The following is a 22,086-nucleotide window of genomic DNA, read 5'->3' on the forward strand; positions in this document are numbered from 1 at the left end:
CAGCACCTCCTTAATGGTTTCGCCAGTGGGACTGGCTTTATAAGCAGTTACTTTTTCTCGTTAACAAAAGGATTGAATTCATTCGTGTACAAATCTTTGACCTTCAATTGCCCTTCTTTGATGACGCCTTCGTTCACAAGCCAATGGATCCAAGTATCGAATTCCTTGTCGGAGATCAAACCGCCTTTACCGGCAACACCGGTGCTTTTCCAAAACTTCACAGTAGAAGTATCTTCTTTTCTGCCTCGTGCGTTAATGATTTTCTCATAACGAGCAACGACTTCATCCCGCGGTGTTGTGCGAGCCCACTCAATCGCTTTGGCGGTTGCTTCAACAAATTTTCGAGAGGCATTCGGATTCGCCTTGATGAATTTATCAGTCAGGACATAACTGCCGGCACTAAAGGTGCCAAACAGATCGATATCCTTAAACAAAGGATGAATGCCGCCGCGCTCCAGCGCTTTGTCACGCAGTACACCGCCTAGTGCAGCTGCATCAATCTGTTCCGCGCGCAGCGTCTGTTCCGTTGTGACCGGCGGTACGACAACAAGCGTTACCTGCTTTATTTCCTCCGTCGTTAAGCCGGCTCTGTGCAGATATTCCTTAATGACGAATTCATGGTGAGCACCTAGTGTATTCACCGCGATTTTTTTGCCAATCAAATCCTTTGCAGACTTGATAGGACTGCCATCTAAAACGTAATATCCCGTCCACGTGTTCTCATCGACACCATAATAAGCAATCACTGGCTTAATAGGAGCTTTGGCAGATATCAATTTCACGATGGCACCATTAAAAGCTCCGCCAAAGTCGGTATCCCCCGTAACGACGGCTTGAATATCTTGAGGACCACTAATCGTGTTACCGATAAATTTCAGTTTCAAAGGGGCAAGGTATCCCAAGTCCTCAGCTAACTCTGGAAAAGTAACGGAGCCAACACCTCCTTGATAGCGAAGCTCAGTTACTTCAGGTGCGCCGCCGCTCGCTGATGCAGTCGCCTCTTTTTTGCCGCAGGCTGTCAATAGTAATGAGGAAGCAAGAAGTAATACGATGCCTGTCATGCAACCTTTTTTAGCGAAATGAGTCATGTTCATATCCCCCTAATGATAATTTGCTTTCGTTGACTTTCTGACCAAGCTATCTCCAATGGCTCGGTTTTAAATTGTATAATTCCTATAGACTTACTATGAATATATTTCTATAATGAAATATAATCTCAGCCCACCCAACTGTCAATGAAATGGAAACACATGAACATGAATGACGATGAATGACCATCTTAACCCCGGCAGGAGGCGCGATGACCATGACCAACCAGCGATTCAACCTCATTTCTTTGCATGATGCGATCGATTTGCTTGGTGTAAGCAGATCCACCTTTGACAGATGGCGTAAATTAAAGCAGCTTCCTTTTGTGAAAATAGGGAAAGAAATCTTAATTGATAAGAATGAGCTAGAGCAGTGGGTTCGTCATCACTCTTTTCGCATACAGAATCCGTCACTTGCCTCGGGCGCACCAACAACCGTTGCTTCTAAGGATCAGCCCACGATTACAGTTGGTTATCAAAGCGGAACGGCCCATATGTGGACAGCGCTCATCATGAAAGAGCTTGGCTGGTTGGAGGAAGAGCTCATCTTAGCGAATCCTAGCCGTCCTGTGCATGTAAAATGGTTGGATGCAGCTAACGGAACGTTGCTGCTGCAGGGATTGATTGGGGGCAGCGTTCAGATTGCTTCCATGGGAGACTATCCGATTGTACTTAGTCAATCACTCAGTCAGACGCTGCCTGCATTTCGTCCTATTCTACTAGCCTTTGACGGCAAAACCTCCGGTGGGCAAGGGATTTCACTTGTTATGCGCAAAGGGCTGGAGATCAACGATATTTCGGAGATCTGCCAGTGGCCGCTTTCATCGGCAGCGCAATCGAGTGCGGGTTATCGTTTATCGAAGCTGCTTCAATCGCTTGGAGGTGATGAGAATCATTTTGAACATAAAGAAATGGATGAATGTATGGCGGGCATCGTGAAGCGGAAGCTTGCCGGAAGTGTCATGTGGGAGCCGTATATTAGCTTGGCTCAATACCACGGCGTAGGTCAGGTGCTTTTTCCAGAGGGAATGGGGGAGAATTATTTAACGGGAATTGTTGCTGATGAGAATTGGGCGCGACATCATGAAGGTGACGCAGTTGCCTACTTAAAAGCACATGTACGGGTCCATGCCTTTATCCGCACTAATCCTTATGCAGCTGCCGAGCTTATTTCCAGGGCCAAAGGAATACCTCCAGAAATTACAGCATGCATAATCGCTAAAGTACGATGGGACGCTGCTTTTTATTCGAAGGATATGAACGCTCTACAGCAGCTATCACTGCCATTATCCAAAGAAGTCTGCTTCAAAGGTGAATATTTGCAACTAGCCATTAAGGCATTAAAGCTGCCCCAACTGAGCTGCGAACCACTGGAAGGGGATTGGGCCGTGGAGCAGTTGTACTAAATGTAAAGAGGCTTTCGCTTCGCTTCATTTCGGTATATAGTAAAAAAGAATTGAAGTGTTGAAAGGAGTGCCAAATGCTTACAACGATGCGTGATGAACAAAATGGTATTTTCCCAGCCGTATGCTCACTGGATTGTCCAGATCAATGCGGCCTGCTGCTTCATAAAGAAGCTGGAAAGATCGTTAAAATAGAGGGAGACCCGAATCACCCGGTAACACAAGGGGCTATTTGCAATAAAGTACGCAACATGACGGCTCGTATATATGATGATAAAAGGCTGCAGTATCCCATGAAGCGCGTGGGGCCTAAGGGTGAAGGCAGCCAGTTTGAAAGAATTACCTGGGAAGAAGCAATCGAAACCATTACTAGTCGCTGGAAGCAGCTAATCGCAGATGAGGGAGCCGAGTCTATTCTGCCTTATAGCTTCTATGGCAACATGGGACGGATTGGGACGGAAGGGATGGATCGCCGCTTTTTCAATCGGATGGGAGCAAGCCGACTGCTTTATTCCATCTGCGAATCAGCAGGCACAGAAGGCTACAAGTATACGATGGGAGGCAGCTTCGGGACGGATCCTGAGGATACGGTTCATGCCAAGCTGATCATCATGTGGGGCATTAATGCGGTCAGCACGAATATGCATCAGGTTATGTTGGCTGAAAAAGCCCGTAAGAATGGCGCGCAAATCATCGTGATTGACGCTCATAAGAACCAAACAGGCCGCTGGGCGGACTGGTTTATTCCGATTTTGCCAGGAACAGACGCTGCGCTTGCTCTTGGAATCATGCATATCTTGTTCGCTGAGAATTTAGTAGATGAAGCGTTTATGCAGCAATATACCGCTGGGCATGAGGAGCTAAGGGAACATGTGCGTCAATATGAACCTTCTGTGGTATCTACAATAACGGGCGTACCTGTCAATGACCTCTATCGATTAGCTCGCTTATACGGTCAGACTTCACCATCTTTCATTCGGATTGGAAACGGCATTCAGCACCATGATAACGGCGGTATGTGTGTGCGGACCATAGCCTGCTTGCCGGCGTTAACGGGACAGTGGCTGCATAAAGGCGGCGGCGCGATTAAAGGTAATGGCAGTTACTTGGAGCACAATATTCCAGCTTTACAGCGACCTGACTTGCGGAAGAAGGAAGCTCGGCAAATCAATATGAATTTACTCGGGAACGCCTTGCTGGAGCTTGATCCGCCTATTCGATCGCTTTATGTGTACAATTCCAATCCGGCGTTAGTTGCTCCTCATGCGAATAAGGTGAGAGAGGGACTTCAACGGGAGGACCTGTTTACCGTTGTTCATGACCTGTTTCTGACCGAAACAGCGAAGTTCGCGGATATTGTGCTTCCAGCAACGTCCTCATTTGAAAACACGGACTTTTACCGCTCCTATTGGCATCAATATGTGCACCTTCAGCTTCCCGTCATGGCTCCTCATGGGGAAAGCAAAGCGAATGTGGATGTGTTTCGTTTGTTGGCGGCGGAGATGGGCTATGAGGATGAAGCTTTGAGGGATACCGATGAAGCTTTGATTCGCCAGGCTTTGGATCATCCCGGGAACCCAGCTCTGAATAACATATCGTATGAAACATTACTCGAAAAACAGTTTATCAAGGCAGATGTTAAGCCGTTATTCCCTGGGGAATTAAAGACACCGAGCGGGAAGATCGAACTGTATTCTCATGAGATGGAGAGTAAAGGCTTTCCGCCACTTCCGACATATAAGCCACTAGTGGATGAGGGTGACCTGCCATTCTTGTTCGTTCCAGCACCGAATCATAACTTCCTGAATTCGACTTTTGCGCATAATGAGAAGCATATTCGAATGGAGAAAACGCCTAAGCTTCATATGAATGAGGCGGATGCGTCCGCATTAGGCTTGGTCAGTGGTGATGTTGCCCGTGTTTGGAATGATCGCGGAGAGTGCGAATTAATCGTAGCGGCTGGCACGGATGTGCTCCCGGGCGTGGTTGTGAGCCAAGGACTTTGGGCGGATTTGCCGGGGAACAAAGCGTTGGTTAACGCGCTTACGCCAGACCGAGTAGCCGATATGGGCGGCGGCGCTACATTCTTCTCGGGCCGTGTGCGAGTGCAGAAGCGTGAAGTAAACTGAACCCTTGGGCGCCTCGCCGCATAAGGTAATTCAGGAGGTGATGGCCTATGTCATTACAGCATAAAGCCTATGCTTGGATCGGAAGCCCAGTAGGTGTATCCCTAATGGACGGCACCGGTGCTTCTGGTATTCTGTGCAGCATTCAAGGTGGGTCTATTTATATAATTGAATATTTATACCACACCCAATTTGCTACCAAACATTATGCCTTCAATCAAATACGAGATATTCTCCCTTTCCCGCAATGCCCTCAGCCTCAACCGCCTGTGTACCAACCGAAACCTATCTATTAGTTTAAAAAGAAGGTTAGTTAATAAAGATTCCGAATGCCGATCCTCGTGGATCGGTTTTTGCTTTTTGCCGCCTAGGTAAATCTGTCGTTTGAGTTGCTCGATAACTCAGCCCGCTGTTCCATAATTGTCCAATTAGGTAACACGCAGAGGATTATATAAACTTGAGATATTAACTAGAGTAGTTAGCTTGATGTACTATCTATGAGCTTCGGCTCGCGGAATACTCTCTGAAAGCGCGTTTTTCGTGCTTATTTGTTCGAGGCTGCACGAGGCTTACCGCCATGTCAGCCAAATCCCAATAATACCCCTCTAAGACCTAAATAAATGACAATAAAATTAGATTGAAAGAGAGTATGATGAGGGTCAAAAGTGATTTGTATACGCTTACATATGTGTCCAAACTATTAAACAGAATAAGGAGCTTGTTGACATGAAAATTCATCTCATTCAAAGAAAGCTAGCCATGATGTTAATGATTTCAATGGTATTCTCATTACTCCTCATCCCTTCGCCAGGAAAGGCGACTGATGTTGAGGTGGATGTAGCTGCCCTGCTGCCTACAGCAGATGCGGCTATCGCTATGGACACTACGAATGCAGCAATTGCCAATACCAACTTTGATACCAAAACGAGCTCAACAACTGGTATATACAACATTTTGTCCAGCAACACAGTCAAAAGACAGGCCTACTATAAATTTAACGTGGCTGCGGTTTCGGACAGCGCATACAAGTATTATTTGCAGATATCCGCAAAACGGGGGAGCGGTGCAAATGACGTGGACACCGCCTTACAGGTGTTCGCTCAAAACGATATTACATGGCAGGAAGCAGCAATTACTTGGAATACAGCGCCCCAAACGGATTTGGCTCAATTAGCTCAACTCGGGCAGATTACGGTCACTCAGCCAAATACCATATCTAAGCCGGCTCTATATACGGTAGACGTGACTGATTATGTAAGACAGCATTTATCAGATGGCGCAGTGTCCTTTGTTGTCGGTGATTCACTAGGCTTAGGCAGATCGGTTAATGTGTATTCCAAAGAAACGACGGCATCCAATCCTAAGCCGCAGTTGGTGGTGAAACGAGTGGTTCAAGGCGATAATACACCGCCTACTTGGCCATCCAACGCTGTCTTAAAGTCAAGCAATCTGGGAACGAACTTTGTCCAATTAACCTGGCCAGCAGCTTCAGATGATACTTTAGTAACCAATTACTTGGTCTATCAAAATGACTCCGTTCTTTCTACCGTTTATGGCAGTACATATTATAACGTCGAAGGATTAACACCAAATACGAGTTATACCTATAAAATCATCGCCGGAGACGCGGCTGGGAACTATTCCTCAACCCCTTTGACTTATAGCGCGACAACGTTAACTTCACCTGTTACTCCCTTGCAGGTTGTAGAAGTTAATGCTAGCAGCAGCGATGGAAATGTAGAGAGCAATACACTGGATAACAATTTATACAGCCGTTGGTCAGCTTCTGGCGATGGTCAATATGTCATGTTTGACTTAGGGCAAACGAAGAGTATCGGGTACGTGGGCATAGCTTTTTATAAAGGAGATCAACGTGCTACCCTTATCGATATTCAAACCTCAAACGACGCTACAACATGGACGAGTGTATTTAGTGGCAGCAGCAGCGCGAGTACGGTTAATATGCAGGCATTTGATTTCCCAGATACCAATGCTCGCTTCCTAAGAGTAGTAGGACACGGTAACTCGGATGGCAGTACTTTTACCAGCTTAACGGAAGTGATGATTTATGCACCTTTTTTATCCGGAGATACACCGGTTGCTATTGTTCCGAATATTACACCAACGGCTCCCCCAGGGACAGTTCCTTTCACGAAGGCTGGCTTGACGAAACCCGATGGTTCCGATCACCCCATGCATGTACCTAATGCTGTAACGGGAAATACGATTAATGTGGTAGATTATGGCGCTGACCCAGCGGATAATGAACAAGATGACCGTGTAGCTATTCAAAATGCGATCAATGCTGCCGCTTTCGGCGATGAAGTCTTTTTACCGAATGGTGTGTATAACTTGAAAACATCGCCTGACGGGTTTATTAACATAAAACTCAAATCTGGCGTGAACGTAAGAGGAGAAAGCCAAACAGGCACTCTTCTGAAATCAAGTATTGACGATGTCAAGAATAGTTCAGTCTTGAAATCATCCAATCAACACGATATAGTCGTATCGAACCTGACAGTGACTTCAACTTGGAATCGTACATTTTCCTTAGAGCATACAACGAATAATCCAGAGGCCGGGGGACCCGACAGCATGATTGCCATAGCGAACTATGGCGAGAATCCGTCCTATAACGTGACCATCGATCAGGTTACTGTTGAACGATTTAGACGAATGGCGATTCGGATTGAGAACAGCCATGATGTCGTAGTTCGCGGCAGTACATTCCGCAATGCAACCGATCTCGGTGGCGGCGGAGCAGGCTATGGAACATCGATCCAAGGAATCCCTAAGGTTGATAGGCTCGGTTTTGATAATGATACGTATTGGAATGTGGTGGAAAATTCTACGTTTGAAGGGCCGTATTTGCGTCATGGTTCCCTCATCCAAAATGTAGCGCACAATAACGTTCTGAGAAATAATCACTATACCAATACCAAATTGGATGCTATAGATCTTCATGGTGAGCTGGAATATTTGAACGAAGTTCACGGTAATACGATTGAAAACATATTTACCGGCGGTGGCATAGGGCTTGGAAACACAGGCGGTACGGCGCCAAGCAACCACAGTAAAACGGGTCCAAATAACTACATTCATGACAATGTCATTCAAAACTCACGCGAAGGCATAGTCGTTTCGATGGGTACTCCGGATACGTTGATCGAGCACAACACGATAGAAAACACGACAACAGTCAATAACGGCGTTGGGATCAATATTTTAAACGGACCAGGTACTCGGATTATCAATAATCTTATTCGTAATAATACAGCGGACAATTACTGGGGAATTCTGCTCGAACACGACAATGGTGACCAAAATGCCAATAGTGTGGGACAGGGAGATCCTCAAAACGTACAAATTACAGGGAATACGCTAACAGGAAATACGAATGGGATTCAGCTGCAGGCAGGCTTAAATATTACGGTCAGTAAGAATTTCTTGAACAATATCGGGACCAATTATGAAAAGGCAGCTGGTGTAACAGCTACGGAAATATGGCCTTCGACGGACAACTCCTTAAGCGCATTGAATATCAATGCAGGTACATTAAGTCCTACATTTGATGAAGCTGTAACCGAATATACGTCCAGTGTGCCTAATGAGATAGCTCACATTAGCATCCATCCAACGGCAGCAGACAGTCAAGCAAAGATATCGGTGAACGGGGCATTCGTCGTTAGCGGAGAGGCTTCCAGTGACATTCAGCTAAATGTAGGCGAGAATAGGATCGACATTGTTGTTACGGCCGAAGATCATTCTACAAAGACATATCAGCTGACAGTAACTCGGCTGTTATCAAACAATGCGAATCTAAGCAGCTTGACGATTAGTGCGGGAACATTAAGTCCGGGATTCGAAGCGAATGTAACAGCATACACGGCTTTGGTGTCAAATGGAACCAGTAAGATCTCCATCACGCCAACTGTTGCAGATAGCCGGGCAATGGTAACGATAAACGGAGCATTAATTGTAAATGGAGCAGCATCTGACGTTATTCACTTGAAAAAAGGTGAGAACGCGATTGAGATTCAGGTGACAGCTGAGGATAACTCCACTAAAACATACAGGCTCATTGTGATGAGAGGCAGCGAAAAGGATAAAGACAAGGACAAATAACAAACGTAAAAGAGTCGGCGAGGTTTTCCTCTCGACTCTTTTACGTTTGCAAAGGCCAAAGAATTTCGCATGAAGACCTGCCCTATGATACAATACGGAAAAATGAATGTTGAGTGGTGAATCTATGACATTTGAAGAGGTAATGAATAACCTAGAGGAGCTCGGAAGCGAGCAAACGAAGAAAACGTTTCTTCGGCATGGCGCGCAGGAGCCTTTTTTCGGAGTAAAAGTAGGCGATCTGAAGAAGCTGGTCAAATTGATCAAAAAAGACCGTGAGCTAGCCCTCGCTCTGTATGATTCAGGCAATACGGATGCGATGTATTTGGCCGGACTCTCCATTGATCCAAAAACAATGACGAAGCAAGAACTACAGAATTGGGCGAAGCAAGCCTATTGGTATATGCTCAGTGAATATACGGTAGCGGGCGTTGCGGCAGAAAGCAGCAGCGCGCTTGAATTGGCACGGGAGTGGCTGCAGTCACCTGATGAACGAATAGCCACATGCGGATGGAGCACTTATGCCAATTATATTAGCATCACACCAGATGAAAAGCTTGATCTTCAGGAAATTGCCCAGCTGTTGGAGCAAGTGAGAACAACGATTCATGCGGAAAGAAATCGCGTTAGATATACAATGAACACCTTCGTTATTACGGTGGGTGCGTATTGTTTTCCACTATTTGAAGCTGCGACGGAAGTAGCTAGTGAGATTGGCAAGGTTCATGTCGACGTCGGTCAAACGGCTTGTAAAGTACCGCTCGCGACGGAATATATTCATAAAGTGGAATCGATGGGCCGAGTAGGAACGAAGAAAAAGACGTGTATTTGTTAAAAAGTTATGGCTATAACTGAATGGCAGTGTAAGATGCTGCTTCAGTTGCAGCCTTTTTTAACATATTTCCCTGTTAGAAAAAGGATAACGCTTACCCTTGCAGAAACATTTGAAGTGTGGAAAGAAGGGAGCGCAGTGTAAGCTATGTTAATAGAAAAATTATTTTTGAACATCCTTATCGTTCTTGCTCCTGTATTATTACAAAGTGTCTTTGGAGATCGATGGCGCAATGATCAGTCACCGATCGTGATGGGCTTACTTTATGGCACAGCCTCCTCACTTTGCTTATTATTTTCTTATTATGAACTTGATTTGTATTGGGACTTACGTTATGTTCCCCTTGTCATTTCAAGCATTTATTGGGGACCTTTAGCAGGTATTGTTAATTATATGATGATATTGCTGATGCGTACGTATCTTGGTGGAGATGCGCTTATATTTGGGTACATCAGTATAACACTGAGTTTCATTATCCCTTTTATAGCTTCTTTCAAAATCAAAGAATTAACAGGAAGCTCACGAATAAAGGTAGCTATATTGGTTTCGTTAAGTCCGTTACTGGTTATGCTGCTCATTTTATTAAGCTATGTGTCTCTTTACAAAGGTTTTGAATCGTTTGATCTTGCTACTATTCCTGCTATGATCTCTTTTGGCATACTCCTAGTTCTAGGAACCTGGTTATCATCCATGCTGCAAGAAATACATGAAGAGCGATTTAAAATGAAAGTTCAAATTCAAAAAGCTGAAAAAATGAAAACGCTTGGCGAGTTAGCTGCATCCATCGCACATGAGGTTCGTAACCCTTTAACTGTTGTTCAAGGGTTTCTGCAGCTTATGCGCCCGAACGAGCAAGGGAAGAATCAACAATACCTGAATATTGCCATGGAAGAGCTTGCTAGAGCAGAATCGATTATTAATGATTACTTAAATTTTTCCAAGCCGAAACTAACCAAATTAGAATCTTTTTCATTTTCTGACGTATTAAACAACATTATTGTGCTTCTAACGCCAATGGCGATGAAGAATGGTGTTGAGATTACTGTCAATCTTGAGGACAACATTTATATCTTTTCGGATCGTGGACAATTGCAGCAGGCCTTGGTGAATGTGATTAAAAATGCCATTGAAGCGACGCCCGCCAACGGAGAGGTACAAGTAAGCTTGAAAAAATTGGTTGGCCGAGCCGAAATCAAGGTTATTGATAATGGTAAGGGAATGACGAAGGATCAGCTCTCTCGTATCGGTAATTTGTTCTATTCAACGAAAGATGTTGGAACGGGGTTAGGGACCGCGGTTAGCATTCGGATTATAGAAACGATGAATGGGGAAATGAACTACGAAAGTGAAGAAGGTGTCGGTACGACTGTCACAATCACTTTGCCTTTGTAAGGGTCATACCATTTTAAGTGACAGTTCTGGGAGTGATATGTTGGAAATTACCATGTATGTAAGCATAGCCGTAAAGTTAGCTGTTGCTTTGGTTGGATTACTGATCATGACACGACTTCTGGGAAAGAAAGAGATTTCTCAGCTTACGGCTTTTGATTTTGTCTCCTCCTTAATGCTCAGTGAGTTAGTTGGAAATACGATTTATGATGACAATGTTCATCTCAGCCATCTCGTTTTCGCGCTTGTGATCTGGACACTGCTTGCACTTGGCCTCGAGAAATTTATATGGGTTGTCCCTTGGATTTCACGATATGCATCGGGAACACCAGATTTACTGATCCGTGATGGGGTTATCGACTTCAAGGCGATGAAGCGTAACAATCTGGACTTTGCTCAACTAAGTATGCTCCTGCGGGAAAATAATGTGTTCTCTATGAGGGAAGTTGCTTATGCGTTGTTTGAGACGAATGGCAGCATTAGCGTTCTACGTCAAAAGGATCCGGGAAACCAGAATGATGGTGAGGCAGATTCGCCTAAGAAAAGGGTCTGCCTGCCGGAGAGTATTATTGAGAATGGAAGTATCAATGAAGCAGCACTACAGCGTCTCGGCCGTGATCAGGAATGGCTGAAGCAGCTTCTGCAGCTGAGTGGAATCAGCCATCACGAACGGGTTCTTTTTGCCGAATGGTCCGATTCAAACGGACTTTTCTACCAGCTTAAATAATCAAAAAAAGCCTAATCAACCCCCTAATACCTAAGGGACTGATTAAGCTTAATACATATAAATCTGCCAATTAGCGATTATCAATTTTTTCAGGATAGAGGTCATGGTTCATCAATCGATGTTCAGCCATCGCTTCGAACTTCGTGCCGGGTTGACCCCAGTTACAGTAAGGATCGATAGAAATGCCGCCGCGCGGGGTGAATTTGCCCCAAACCTCGATATAACGAGGCGCCATCAGCTCGATCAAATCATTCATAATAATATTGACGCAGTCCTCGTGGAAGTCACCGTGATTCCGGAAGCTGAACAGGTACAGCTTAAGCGATTTGCTCTCCACCATTTTGATATTCGGAATATAGGAGATGTAAAGTGTAGCAAAATCCGGCTGCCCGGTTACTGGACACAAGCTAGTGAATTCAGGGAAATTAAACTTAACAAAGTAATCTCTGTTCTGGTGCTTGTTATCGAATGCTTCTAATAAAGTGGGATCATAGTTGAACACATATTTGGTTCCTTGATTGCCTAATAAGGTAATCTCTTTCAAATCTTCATTGCTTCTACCTGCTGACATGGGTGGTTCCTCATTTCATAGTTTTTTAGAGAGGGAGTTTGCGAACCTCTTGTATTTTTCATTAGAAATGTACCATATACGCACGGAAAATGCATCCTCGTCGCTAATGGAATTTCGTGGAGAGGGCCGGTTTTTCAACACTAAAGTCTCAAATTGATCCTGATTGTAGATACGACAGAATGGACAAGATTACAAAGTTCACTCTCGGCTGAGCAGTTTCAAACTTAGGATTGTACGTGTACTTACATACGGGTAAAATAGATAAATACATGCGTAACATAGAGATGGAGGTTCGTAAGCTTGAAAGCCTATCAGGAACTATTACAAGATATTCTTACCAATGGTACAAAAAAGGAAGATAGAACAGGGACAGGGACAATTTCAGTATTTGGCAGACAGATGCGCTTCGATCTAGCAGAAGGATTTCCTTTGGTGACGACAAAAAGGGTGCCTTTCCGCTTAATCGCTAGTGAAATGTTGTGGTTTATTAAAGGCGACACGAATATTCGTTATCTGTTACAACATAATAACCACATATGGAATGAATGGGCTTTTAAGAAATGGGTGGAGAGCGCGGATTATTCGGGACCGGATATGAGTAATTTCGGGTTACGCTCACAGCAAGACGAGACCTTCAAGCTTCTATACGATGAGCAGATGGATGAGTTTGTGAAAAAGGTGCTCGAGGATGATGGGTTTGCTAAGCAATACGGTGAGCTGGGGGATGTCTACGGCAAACAATGGAGGGATTGGACAACAACGCAGGGAGGCACGATTGATCAGCTCAAAGAGGTTATTCATATGATCAAAACGAACCCTGATTCCCGCCGTCTCATCGTATCTGCATGGAATCCGGAGGACGTACCCAGCATGGCGCTTCCGCCTTGTCACACCATGTTCCAGTTTTATGTGGCAGAGGGCAAGCTGTCCTGCCAATTATATCAACGCAGTGCAGATACGTTCCTCGGCGTCCCTTTCAATATCGCTGGCTACGCATTGTTGACGCATCTTATTGCCCATGAATGCGGGTTAGGCGTCGGTGAATTCGTCCATACGATCGGAGATGCCCATATCTATACGAATCATACGGATCAAATTCAAACCCTGCTCAGCCGCGAGCCGCGAGAACTGCCAACGCTCAAGCTGAACAAGGAGGTCGCTTCTGTATTTGATTTCGACGTTAGTGACATTGAAATGCTGGATTACAATCCGCATCCAACGATTAAAGCACCTGTAGCTGTATAAACAACATGTGACGAAAGGGGGGCTATGCATGAGTATTTCATTTATTTTTGCAATGGATCGCAACCGAGCCATCGGTGTGAATAATAAACTGCCTTGGCATTTACCAGGGGATCTGAAGTTTTTCAAAACCGTGACGATGGGTCATCCTATTCTTATGGGGCGGAAGACGTATGAGTCCATTGGCAAGCCGTTACCAGGCAGACGCAACATCATTCTCACTCAAAATGCACAGTTCCATGCAGAGGGCTGTGAAGTCATACACTCCGTGCAAGAAGCGGTGGACGGCTTCCGTGATCAGGAACTGTTCGTCATCGGCGGAGCGGAAATCTTCCGACTGTTTACTTCTGTCGTGGACCGCATGTACATTACGCATATCGAGCATGAGTTTGAAGCGGATACGTTTATGACCGAACTAGACTTGTCCGAATGGACGTTGGTATCCAGTGAACAAGGCGAAAGGAACGAGAAAAATCCTTACGAGTATTACTTCCGAATCTACCAAAGAAAACAAGTTTAAGGATATAAATAAAGGCCCTGAGTTATCTGTAGTGTTCACAGAGAGCTCAAGGCCTTTTTATTATTTACGCTTTTTTGTGAGCGATACGATCAGGGATAAAGCTCCAAGTACGACCGCTGCAATGGAGAGGTAGAGGGAAGTGTTGGATGATGTGCCACTCGCTGCAGCACTGCCAGCCGTTACCTGTCCGTGGCTATCTGTCGTTGCACCGCCTGCAGCTTTGGCTTTAACTGTCGTTACAGAAGCAGGCTTGTCAGATCCATTAGCGCCGACCCATTCAACTACGCTGCCATCTTTATAGGTTTGATAGGCTTTCCAGACGATCTCGGTAGCAGCGTCCGCTACCTTGCCTTGCATATTGAATTCACCGAATTCCGTACTAGCAAGTCCATCTCCGGTTGCTTTCCAAGTAACACCTGTAATTTTACCAGCGGTATCTTTGGCTAGCTCGTAGGTCCAACCTGCTTTGGGCTCAAAGCGAGAAACCGCTACAGCATCCATAGGGAATTTCACTTCTACTTTCACAGTAGGAATGTCTTTCTCTGAAGGCACACGTACCGTAAATTTCTCGTAGCTGCCTTGTGTGGATTCTTTCGGATATACAGTGACGTGGGCGCTGGCGATACCCGCGAGAAGCATAGAGCCAATTAACATAATACTTGCATTTAACATGAGCTTTTTAAACATATAACGTGTTCCCCCTTCAAGTTAACTCTTATCATGTTGTCCATATTACCTGATCGACAAGCATAAGAGTATGACTCGACTGGGCTATTTTTTCGACTAGTTTTGTCCTTTTCGTGTCAATCCGTGCTTAATGGCGAATGCGGTGAGCTGGACACGATTCTCGAGTCCAAGCTTTACTAATATATTTTTCATGTGATTTTTAACCGTATGTTCGGATATTAGCAGCTTTTCTGCAATCTGCCGGTTGTTATCCCCTAAGGCAACATAGGCGGTAATTTCCTGTTCACGAGAGGTCAACATGCTCGGTGTCGGGCCTTCCGTATGCGTACCCATGGGTGCGCGGAACCTTTGGAAAAGCTTATCCGCCATCCCCCTGGCCGCTTCAGAATTATCGTCGAGCAGCGCGCGTAGGTAAGTGAGCCATTCGTCAGGGTCCATGTTTTTTAACAAATAGCCTTGAGCTCCGAATTGCAGCGCTGTAAAAAGGTCAGCTACATCATCGGACACGGTGAGCATGACGATGCGTATAGCCCCGTATGCTTGCTTAATGCGCCGCGTTGCTTCAAGTCCATCCATAGGGGACATATGTATATCCATCAAAACCACATCTGGCGCGACTTCTCCGCAAAGCAGGATAGCTTCTTCGCCGCTGTTCGCTTCTCCCACAATATAGAAGTCGGAGACAGGCTCCAGCATGCTGCGAATCGCTTTCCTAGCCAGCGGATGATCGTCTACGATGAGAACTCGGAACGGCTGATTGCTCAGCATTAGATCTTCCTCCTATCTGCTTGTACCAAAAGTGTAGTTCCTGTTGCCATCTCGTCAGGTTCTTTCATCTTAAACTCAAAAGATGCACCTAACTCAGCAGCACGCTTCTGCATCAATTCTATGCCATAGGTCTTCCCCTTTGATGCACCGGGATGCAACCCATCTCCGTTATCAGTAATCTGTAGTCGCCATGCCTCAGGTTGAGCTTCCAGAACAATTGAAGTTTGCGTTGCCATGGAATGCTTGCGTATATTGGTGAACGCTTCTTGTATAATGCCGAAAAGCTGAACTTCTTCTCCAGAAGAGAAGCTGTTCTCTTCCACAGTTAACTTCTCATGAAGCTCAATACCCGTCACCAATTGCCAATTCTCCAGAAATTTATGGATGCGCTGCTGGAAGTTAGCTCCTTCCTCCGGCGGTGTTCTTAGATTAAAAATGGCTTGTCGCAACGAGTTATCGATTTCTGAAACCGCCGCTTTGGCTTCTTCTAAATCTCCTTGCTTCAACTTCACATTGAGGAAGAAAAGGGTTTGAGCCAAGTCATCATGCAGCTCTCTGGCCAAACGCTCGCGTTCTTCATACACGGCTCTGCGGGCTTCACCGATTGTCACTTTCTCATTGCTGCGCTCAATACTTTGGAACATCCACGAAGCGAAGAGATAGGAAAGCAGCAGTGTAATGATGGTAATCGTGAAATTACCAGCTTCCATGGTTAAATAATTAAGTAAAAATTCATGACGAATATACTCAAAGCCGCCGATGATGAAAACAGGCACTAGAATCGTAAAAAGCTTGAAAATACGAAGAGACATAGGGTAGATCCATTCCTTTCCGTAGTCCATCTTTGGAACGGTTACTATTATATCAGATATGTGTTAGATTTCTTCACAAAAAAATGAGGTGGGTACTTCTCAAGTCATGCACACGTGTGCTACATTATTATTAAATCGTAACACGAATTGAAAGGCAGGGTGTCAAAGATGTGGAAATCAATTCTACAGCAGAGAAGAAGCTGGGCTGGATACGTTGGTGTGATTGTCCTCCTACATATATTTGGGCTTATCGGATTATATAGTGTAGCGAAAATGACGCCTGCCTTTTGGGGGATTGGGCTCCTTGCCTACACATTAGGGATGCGGCATGCTTTCGACGTTGACCATATTGCGGCGATCGACAATACCGTACGCAAGCTCGTTCAGCAGAAGAAGAACCCATTAGGCGTTGGTTTCTACTTCTCATTGGGGCACTCTTCCGTCGTCTTCATCATGGCTATTGTGACTGCATTCTCCGTACAATGGGCAGAACGTGAGCTTCCTTGGATGCAGCGTTTTGGCGGTGTTATCGGCGCTTCGGTTTCCGGTCTGTTTCTTGTCATTATTGGCATTTTAAATTTACTCATTCTTATCAATCTATATAAAATGTTCTTGAAATTTCGCGGCGGCACCAATGATGATAAAGAGTTCGAGGAGCTTCTAGAGTCCCGTGGATTCATTGCTCGAATGATCAAACCACTTTTCTCTTTCATAGGCAAAAGCTGGCATGTATACCCGTTAGGTTTTCTCTTTGGATTAGGTTTTGATACGGCGAGCGAAATCGCGCTGCTAGCGATCTCAGCCCATGCGGCGAAGGAGGCTATCCCTTTCATTGGCGTCATTTCACTTCCGCTGCTGTTCGCGGCAGGGATGAGCCTCTTCGATACAGCCGACGGGATGTTCATGACCAAAGCATACAAATGGGCATTTCATACACCGGTACGTAAGCTTTATTACAATTTAACAGTGACCGCATTGGCCGTCATTGCTGCTTTAATTATTGGCGTGATCGAGCTAGGTCAAGTTCTCTCCGAAGAATTCAGCTTGGAAGGGACCTTCTGGACGTGGCTGCAGGAGATTGATTTCGGGACTTTAGGGTATATCTTAGTTGCTCTGTTCGTGGTGGCGTGGGCGATTTCCATTGCGGTTTGGAAAGGGATGAAGATAGAAGAACGCTGGCGTGCCAAAGTATAAATCATCGTGATAAAAGTGGTCTCAGTTAGCCTATGAGACCACTTTTTTGTTGTGGTGAACAATGGAATATGAATATTTTCTAAAGGTTATCTTAGAAAAAAGGATTTTGCCGAAATACGTTGAAAGTAGTCTGTCTGAACTTCAGATACTCTGTAAAAGAAAGTAGGACTTATATGATTGAGTTTAAGCATATTTCCAAAGTATATCCTAATGGAACTGTTGGTTTGAATGACATTAACTTAACCATTCACCCCGGAGAATTCGTTGTTATTGTAGGTCTATCAGGAGCAGGTAAATCTACCTTGCTGCGTGCGATTAACCGTTTGCATGAGACGACCGATGGAGAAATATTAATCGATGGCAAATCCATAACAAAGGCGAACGGTGCCGAATTACGCCGCATGCGCAGAGATATCGGGATGATCTTCCAAACCTTTAACCTGGTCAAGCGTTCTACCGTGATTCGAAATGTGTTATCCGGACGAGTAGGCTACCATTCCACCCTACGTACAGTTCTCGGTTTGTTCCCCAAACACGATATCGAGCTTTCCTTGAAAGCGCTGGAGAGAGTCAATATTAGGGAAAAAGCTTATTCACGCGCCGATGAATTGTCCGGCGGTCAACAGCAGCGTGTTTCTATCGCGAGAGCGCTGGCGCAAGAAGCGAAAATCATTTTAGCGGATGAACCGGTAGCCTCCCTTGATCCATTAACGACTAGACAAGTTATGGACGACTTGAAGCGAATCAATACAGAGCTTGGTATAACGACTGTCGTTAACCTTCACTTTATTGACCTTGCACGTGAATATGCAACTCGAATTATTGGGCTTCGCGCAGGTAAAGTCGTATACGACGGACCCGTGTCGGAAGCAACGGATGATGTATTCTCCGAGATTTATGGCCGTGCGATTAAGAAAGACGAGCTCTTGGGGGTGCTGGAGGAATGAGTGTAACGACAGTCAAGAGGCCTCCTCGTACGAAGATCTATCTCATTGCCCTGATCATGGTGCTTTTCCTGATTGGGAGTATTTATCAGACAGATGCGACGCTGACGAAGCTCGTTACCGGTACTCCGGAGATTCTTAAATTCATAGCCGAGATGTTTCCGCCGGATTGGCTGTTTTTCGCTGATATATGGAAGCCAATGGCACAAACGCTGCAGATGTCCATAATTGGTACAGCAATTGGAGCCCTGTTTGCATTCCCGATGGCATTGCTTGCAGCTCGTAATGTTACTACGGCGCCATGGTTGTTCTATCCAGCTAGACTCATCATGAATCTATTCCGAACAATTCCAGATCTGCTCTACGCAGCACTGTTTGCCGTTCTAGTAGGCTTTGGCCCTACGGCCGGTACACTTGCACTAATCTTCTTCACATTTGGTATTATATCTAAGCTTTCTTACGAATCAACGGAAGCTATTGACCCCGGACCGCTTGAAGCCATGACGGCTGTAGGCGCTAACAAACTCAAACTCATTCGATTCGGCGTCATTCCTCAGGTTGCTCCAACGTACTTGGCTCATTTATTGTACACCTTCGAAGTTAGTATTCGTGCCTCAGCCATTCTCGGATTGGTTGGAGCCGGAGGTATTGGCTTGCTGCTCAAAAACACGCTGGATCTGTTCCGTTACGATCAGTCGTGCGCCATTGTTATTTATACCTTATTAGTTGTTGTTATAATTGATTTGGTCAGTACACGATTCCGTTCCTATTTGCTAAAAGGCAGCGCAAAACCGATGTCAGCTTCGCGTTCAATTACGTATAAGATAATCGGTTGGGTTGCCGTTGTTGCCTTGTTCATATGGGCACTAACTGGCCTTGAGTTGACAGGCTTCCAACCAACGACGTGGATTCTCACGAAGTCTATGTTAACCGGTTTAGTACATCCTGACTGGGCTTATGTGTATATCCCAGAAGGAGAGGATTTACTTCGATCCTTGCTTGAAACCTTATCGATTTCCTACTTAGGAAACTTTGTTTCAGCAATTGTCTGTATCCCGTTTGCTTTCTGGGCAGCAGCGAATATGAGTCGATTCCGCGCAGTTTCAGGCACAGGGAAATTGTTCTTAAGTATCGTACGAACAATACCGGAGATTATTATGGCTTTGATCTTTATTAAAGCTGTAGGCCCTAATGCCTTTGCTGGGGTTATGGCTTTAGGACTTCACTCCGTAGGGATGCTCGGCAAACTGTATGCAGAGGCCATTGAGAATATGGATATGGGACCTACAGAAGCCATGACAGCTGTGGGTGCAAACATGTGGCAGCGGATGGCGTTTGCCGTAGTGCCGCAGGTCATTCCCGATTTCATATCGTATACCTTATATCGGTTTGAGATTAATGTGCGTTCAGCGACCTTGCTAGGTGTTATTGGTGCAGGTGGTATCGGTACGCCACTCATCTTCGCGCTCAACGCGAGGCAGTGGCCTCGAGTAGGTATCATCCTCATTGGTATTATTGTCACCGTCTCCGTCATTGACTACATCTCAGGGACACTTCGCAAACGCATTGTATGAGGACATGGGGAAGACTTTTATAAGTGAAATTTAGTTGAAAATAAGCCTCCAATTCCAGCTATCACAGTGGTTTTGGGGGCTTTTTTGTTCATAAAGGAGGGAATTTATAAGGATGGATCCTCAAGGGCAGAACCGTTGTTTGTTTATGGATAACTGTCTATAGGATTTCGTGGATTGTGAAAAATCGGTTTGGAGGAAGATTATTTACTAATAAATTGATTTTAATCCGCTTATGAGCTGGAAAGTTGTATAACGTACAACAATTCTGCTTAAATCACGCCTTTTTCCCTTCGTTGTTGCAAAATGTACAACAATTTGCTCCTATAGAGGTCATTTCTTAACAAATGGGCTAAAAATGTTGTACAAACTGCAACTTCAACTTGCTAAAAAGCCTTTAGGCGTGCGAGATGTTGTAGAAAATACAACATTGGTAACCACTATTGCCCATTAGCTCTCACGAAAAGCTAAACGACTCTAATATCCCCATACCAACGATTGGCTGGCCTAAAGGAGTACAAACTACAACTTCCTGAGGGGATATCTCTATTTAATCGTTAGCTGTAATGCCTTCCTTGGGCTACCAAGCGAAGTGACCTATTTTCACGGTGGTTCTGTGAACGGGCTACTGAACTCAAAACAGGTTCTAACACCTCGATTTGTTCGATCAGCTCTATAGGAATCAAGACGTTATTCAATTTCAAAAGTCGAAAAGTAGGATAGTAATTCGTAATAATCCCCCTTATCTCGTCTTTACCGCATCGGATAGAGACTTCTTTTTTGCAGCTAATAAGCATTTCGAACATCCAATTTTCACCTCACTATGATATATGACAGGTCCAGATAAACGTTTGTCATGCAAAAGTAAAAAAACATTTACGCGGACGTGCCACATTCATAGTATGCAAGGGAGGTTCGGAGTAGAATGCAAAAAAAATACCTCAACATGATTTGAAGAGATCATGTTGAGGTATTTTCAATTTACAGGGAGCTAAGCTTATTTCAAGCCCATTTCTTTGTTTACGCTGCGAACGATGTCGAATTTGGCATCATCAGAAGCTACATAGCCTTTGTGTGAGTAAACATCGAAAATGACTTTTTGACCATCTGGGTCGTTACCGATAGCGATAAACGCATCCGTAATTTTCTTTTTCCATGCTGCATCCATATCAGAACGAACAGCGATAGTATCATTAGGAATTTTGTCAGAGAAGCTAAGAACACGAGTTTGTTTGAAAACATCTGGGTAATCTTTAGTCATGTTTGCACGAATGTCTTGGAATACGCCTACAGCGTCAACTTGTCCGTTAAGAAGAGCGATAACCGCTTTATCATGGCCTTGGAATTGAACGCCTGTTACATCTTTTACTGGATCTACGCCAGCTTTTTTCAGAACGAATCCTGGGTAAACGTAACCAGCTGCGGATGTAACACCTTGCCAGCCCATTTTCTTGCCTTTCAGATCAGCAACTGTTTTGATTGGGGAATCTGCTTTAACGAGAATTTCTGATTTATAGAAATCAACAAGATCCTTCGTTGGTTGGCCTGTTGCATCGTCAACGCCTAGACGTGTAGCTTGTACAAGCAGGTCTGCTGCTTTACGATTGTCATGGGCAACAACGTAGTTGCTTGGAGGCAAGAAGCCAACATCAACTTGTTTGGATGCCATAGCTTCTATAACAACGTTATAATCTGTTGAAACGGAAACCTTAACGGGGATGCCCAGTTTGTCTCCTAATAGTTTTTCAAGTGGCTTTGCTTTTGCTTCAAGCGTCTCTGCATTTTGGGAAGGAACGAACTGTACTTTAAGCTCTTTAGGTACGAAGCCTGCAGCTGCGGCCGGTGTTGCAGAAGCTTTGGTAGATGCGGATGCAGCAGGGGCTGTTTCCTCTTTTTTTGCACAGCCTGCAAGAACACCTGCAGCAACAATCATGGACAAGCTAATGACAGTAAATTTTTTCATCATCTTTTTTTGACCTCCGTTTAATTGTTTACTTTTATCTATGATGTACTATAACATTATCATATAATATATGGAAGATAGTGTGAAGTATTTGTTAATCTGACAATCGACATGTAAAGAGTTACAA

Annotated in this window: 19 protein-coding genes and 1 riboswitch; of the genes, 12 read left to right on the forward strand and 7 right to left on the reverse strand. The window is 44.8% G+C overall.

The annotated features are described in order from the left end of the window. Positions 1-47 precede the first annotated feature (47 nt). Complete coding sequence (locus ASD40_RS19000; RefSeq protein WP_057304734.1) at positions 48-1,088, reverse strand: ABC transporter substrate-binding protein; 1,041 nt, start codon at positions 1,086-1,088, stop codon at positions 48-50. 218 nt (positions 1,089-1,306) lie between these two features. Here ASD40_RS19000 and ASD40_RS19005 point away from each other — a divergent pair, with 218 nt between their 5' ends. From ASD40_RS19005 to ASD40_RS19035, 7 genes are all read left to right on the forward strand, one after another. Continuing rightward, complete coding sequence (locus ASD40_RS19005) at positions 1,307-2,494, forward strand: helix-turn-helix domain-containing protein (RefSeq protein WP_057304735.1); 1,188 nt, start codon at positions 1,307-1,309, stop codon at positions 2,492-2,494. Between the two features lie 74 nt (positions 2,495-2,568). Then, complete coding sequence (locus ASD40_RS19010; RefSeq protein WP_057304736.1) at positions 2,569-4,620, forward strand: molybdopterin oxidoreductase family protein; 2,052 nt, start codon at positions 2,569-2,571, stop codon at positions 4,618-4,620. A 47-nt stretch (positions 4,621-4,667) separates the two neighbouring features. Continuing rightward, on the forward strand, positions 4,668-4,913 hold the full coding sequence (locus ASD40_RS19015) for a hypothetical protein (protein ID WP_057304737.1): 246 nt from the start codon (positions 4,668-4,670) through the stop codon (positions 4,911-4,913). A 430-nt stretch (positions 4,914-5,343) separates the two neighbouring features. Beyond that, a complete protein-coding gene (locus ASD40_RS19020; protein ID WP_057304738.1) occupies positions 5,344-8,742 on the forward strand; it encodes a cadherin-like beta sandwich domain-containing protein in 3,399 nt (1,132 codons plus the stop codon). A 124-nt stretch (positions 8,743-8,866) separates the two neighbouring features. After that, positions 8,867-9,574: a DNA alkylation repair protein gene (locus ASD40_RS19025; RefSeq protein ID WP_057304739.1), complete on the forward strand. Its 708-nt coding sequence runs from the start codon at positions 8,867-8,869 to the stop codon at positions 9,572-9,574. Positions 9,575-9,718: 144 nt separating this feature from the next. Continuing rightward, positions 9,719-10,963 (forward strand): ATP-binding protein, encoded by a 1,245-nt coding sequence (locus ASD40_RS19030; RefSeq protein WP_057304740.1) that lies wholly within the window; start codon positions 9,719-9,721, stop codon positions 10,961-10,963. A 37-nt stretch (positions 10,964-11,000) separates the two neighbouring features. Beyond that, positions 11,001-11,687 carry a DUF421 domain-containing protein gene (locus tag ASD40_RS19035; protein WP_200957435.1) on the forward strand — a complete coding sequence of 229 codons (687 nt, stop codon included), beginning with the start codon at positions 11,001-11,003 and terminating at the stop codon, positions 11,685-11,687. Between the two features lie 70 nt (positions 11,688-11,757). On the opposite strand, the gene queF is transcribed toward ASD40_RS19035, so the two are convergent. Then, a complete protein-coding gene (gene queF, locus ASD40_RS19040) occupies positions 11,758-12,258 on the reverse strand; it encodes a preQ(1) synthase (RefSeq protein ID WP_057304741.1) in 501 nt (166 codons plus the stop codon). A gap of 11 nt (positions 12,259-12,269) precedes the next feature. Beyond that, a riboswitch (PreQ1 riboswitch) is annotated at positions 12,270-12,313 on the reverse strand. Between the two features lie 245 nt (positions 12,314-12,558). On the opposite strand from queF, the gene ASD40_RS19045 reads away from it, so the two are divergent. After that, positions 12,559-13,503 carry a thymidylate synthase gene (locus tag ASD40_RS19045; protein WP_057304742.1) on the forward strand — a complete coding sequence of 315 codons (945 nt, stop codon included), beginning with the start codon at positions 12,559-12,561 and terminating at the stop codon, positions 13,501-13,503. A gap of 28 nt (positions 13,504-13,531) precedes the next feature. Then, positions 13,532-14,020: a dihydrofolate reductase gene (locus ASD40_RS19050; protein WP_057304743.1), complete on the forward strand. Its 489-nt coding sequence runs from the start codon at positions 13,532-13,534 to the stop codon at positions 14,018-14,020. A gap of 60 nt (positions 14,021-14,080) precedes the next feature. Here ASD40_RS19050 and ASD40_RS19055 read toward each other — a convergent pair whose 3' ends face one another. The 3 genes from ASD40_RS19055 to ASD40_RS19065 all read right to left on the reverse strand — a co-directional run bounded on the left by ASD40_RS19055 (position 14,081) and on the right by ASD40_RS19065 (position 16,287). Further along, complete coding sequence (locus ASD40_RS19055; RefSeq protein ID WP_057304744.1) at positions 14,081-14,707, reverse strand: YcnI family copper-binding membrane protein; 627 nt, start codon at positions 14,705-14,707, stop codon at positions 14,081-14,083. A 96-nt stretch (positions 14,708-14,803) separates the two neighbouring features. After that, positions 14,804-15,475, reverse strand: coding sequence for a response regulator (locus ASD40_RS19060; RefSeq protein ID WP_057304745.1), 672 nt, complete (start codon positions 15,473-15,475; stop codon positions 14,804-14,806). Beyond that, complete coding sequence (locus ASD40_RS19065) at positions 15,475-16,287, reverse strand: sensor histidine kinase (RefSeq protein ID WP_057304746.1); 813 nt, start codon at positions 16,285-16,287, stop codon at positions 15,475-15,477. The genes ASD40_RS19060 and ASD40_RS19065 overlap by 1 nt, the downstream gene beginning before the upstream one ends. A 168-nt stretch (positions 16,288-16,455) precedes the next feature. Here ASD40_RS19065 and ASD40_RS19070 point away from each other — a divergent pair, with 168 nt between their 5' ends. The 3 genes from ASD40_RS19070 to phnE all read left to right on the forward strand — a co-directional run bounded on the left by ASD40_RS19070 (position 16,456) and on the right by phnE (position 19,999). Then, positions 16,456-17,481, forward strand: coding sequence for a HoxN/HupN/NixA family nickel/cobalt transporter (locus tag ASD40_RS19070; protein WP_057304747.1), 1,026 nt, complete (start codon positions 16,456-16,458; stop codon positions 17,479-17,481). Between the two features lie 173 nt (positions 17,482-17,654). Then, positions 17,655-18,428 (forward strand): phosphonate ABC transporter ATP-binding protein, encoded by a 774-nt coding sequence (gene phnC / locus ASD40_RS19075; protein WP_057304748.1) that lies wholly within the window; start codon positions 17,655-17,657, stop codon positions 18,426-18,428. Further along, on the forward strand, positions 18,425-19,999 hold the full coding sequence (gene phnE / locus ASD40_RS39420) for a phosphonate ABC transporter, permease protein PhnE (RefSeq protein WP_082562297.1): 1,575 nt from the start codon (positions 18,425-18,427) through the stop codon (positions 19,997-19,999). The genes phnC and phnE overlap by 4 nt, the downstream gene beginning before the upstream one ends. 554 nt (positions 20,000-20,553) lie before the next feature. Here the strand turns inward: phnE and ASD40_RS19085 are convergent. Next, positions 20,554-20,802 (reverse strand): hypothetical protein, encoded by a 249-nt coding sequence (locus ASD40_RS19085; protein WP_057304749.1) that lies wholly within the window; start codon positions 20,800-20,802, stop codon positions 20,554-20,556. 191 nt (positions 20,803-20,993) lie between these two features. Next, entirely contained in the window at positions 20,994-21,962 is a 969-nt protein-coding gene (locus tag ASD40_RS19090; RefSeq protein ID WP_057304750.1) for a phosphate/phosphite/phosphonate ABC transporter substrate-binding protein, read from the reverse strand. Between the last annotated feature and the right edge of the window lie 124 nt (positions 21,963-22,086).

Source organism: Paenibacillus sp. Root444D2 (genome assembly GCF_001426375.1).
GTDB lineage: Bacteria > Bacillota > Bacilli > Paenibacillales > NBRC-103111 > Paenibacillus_E.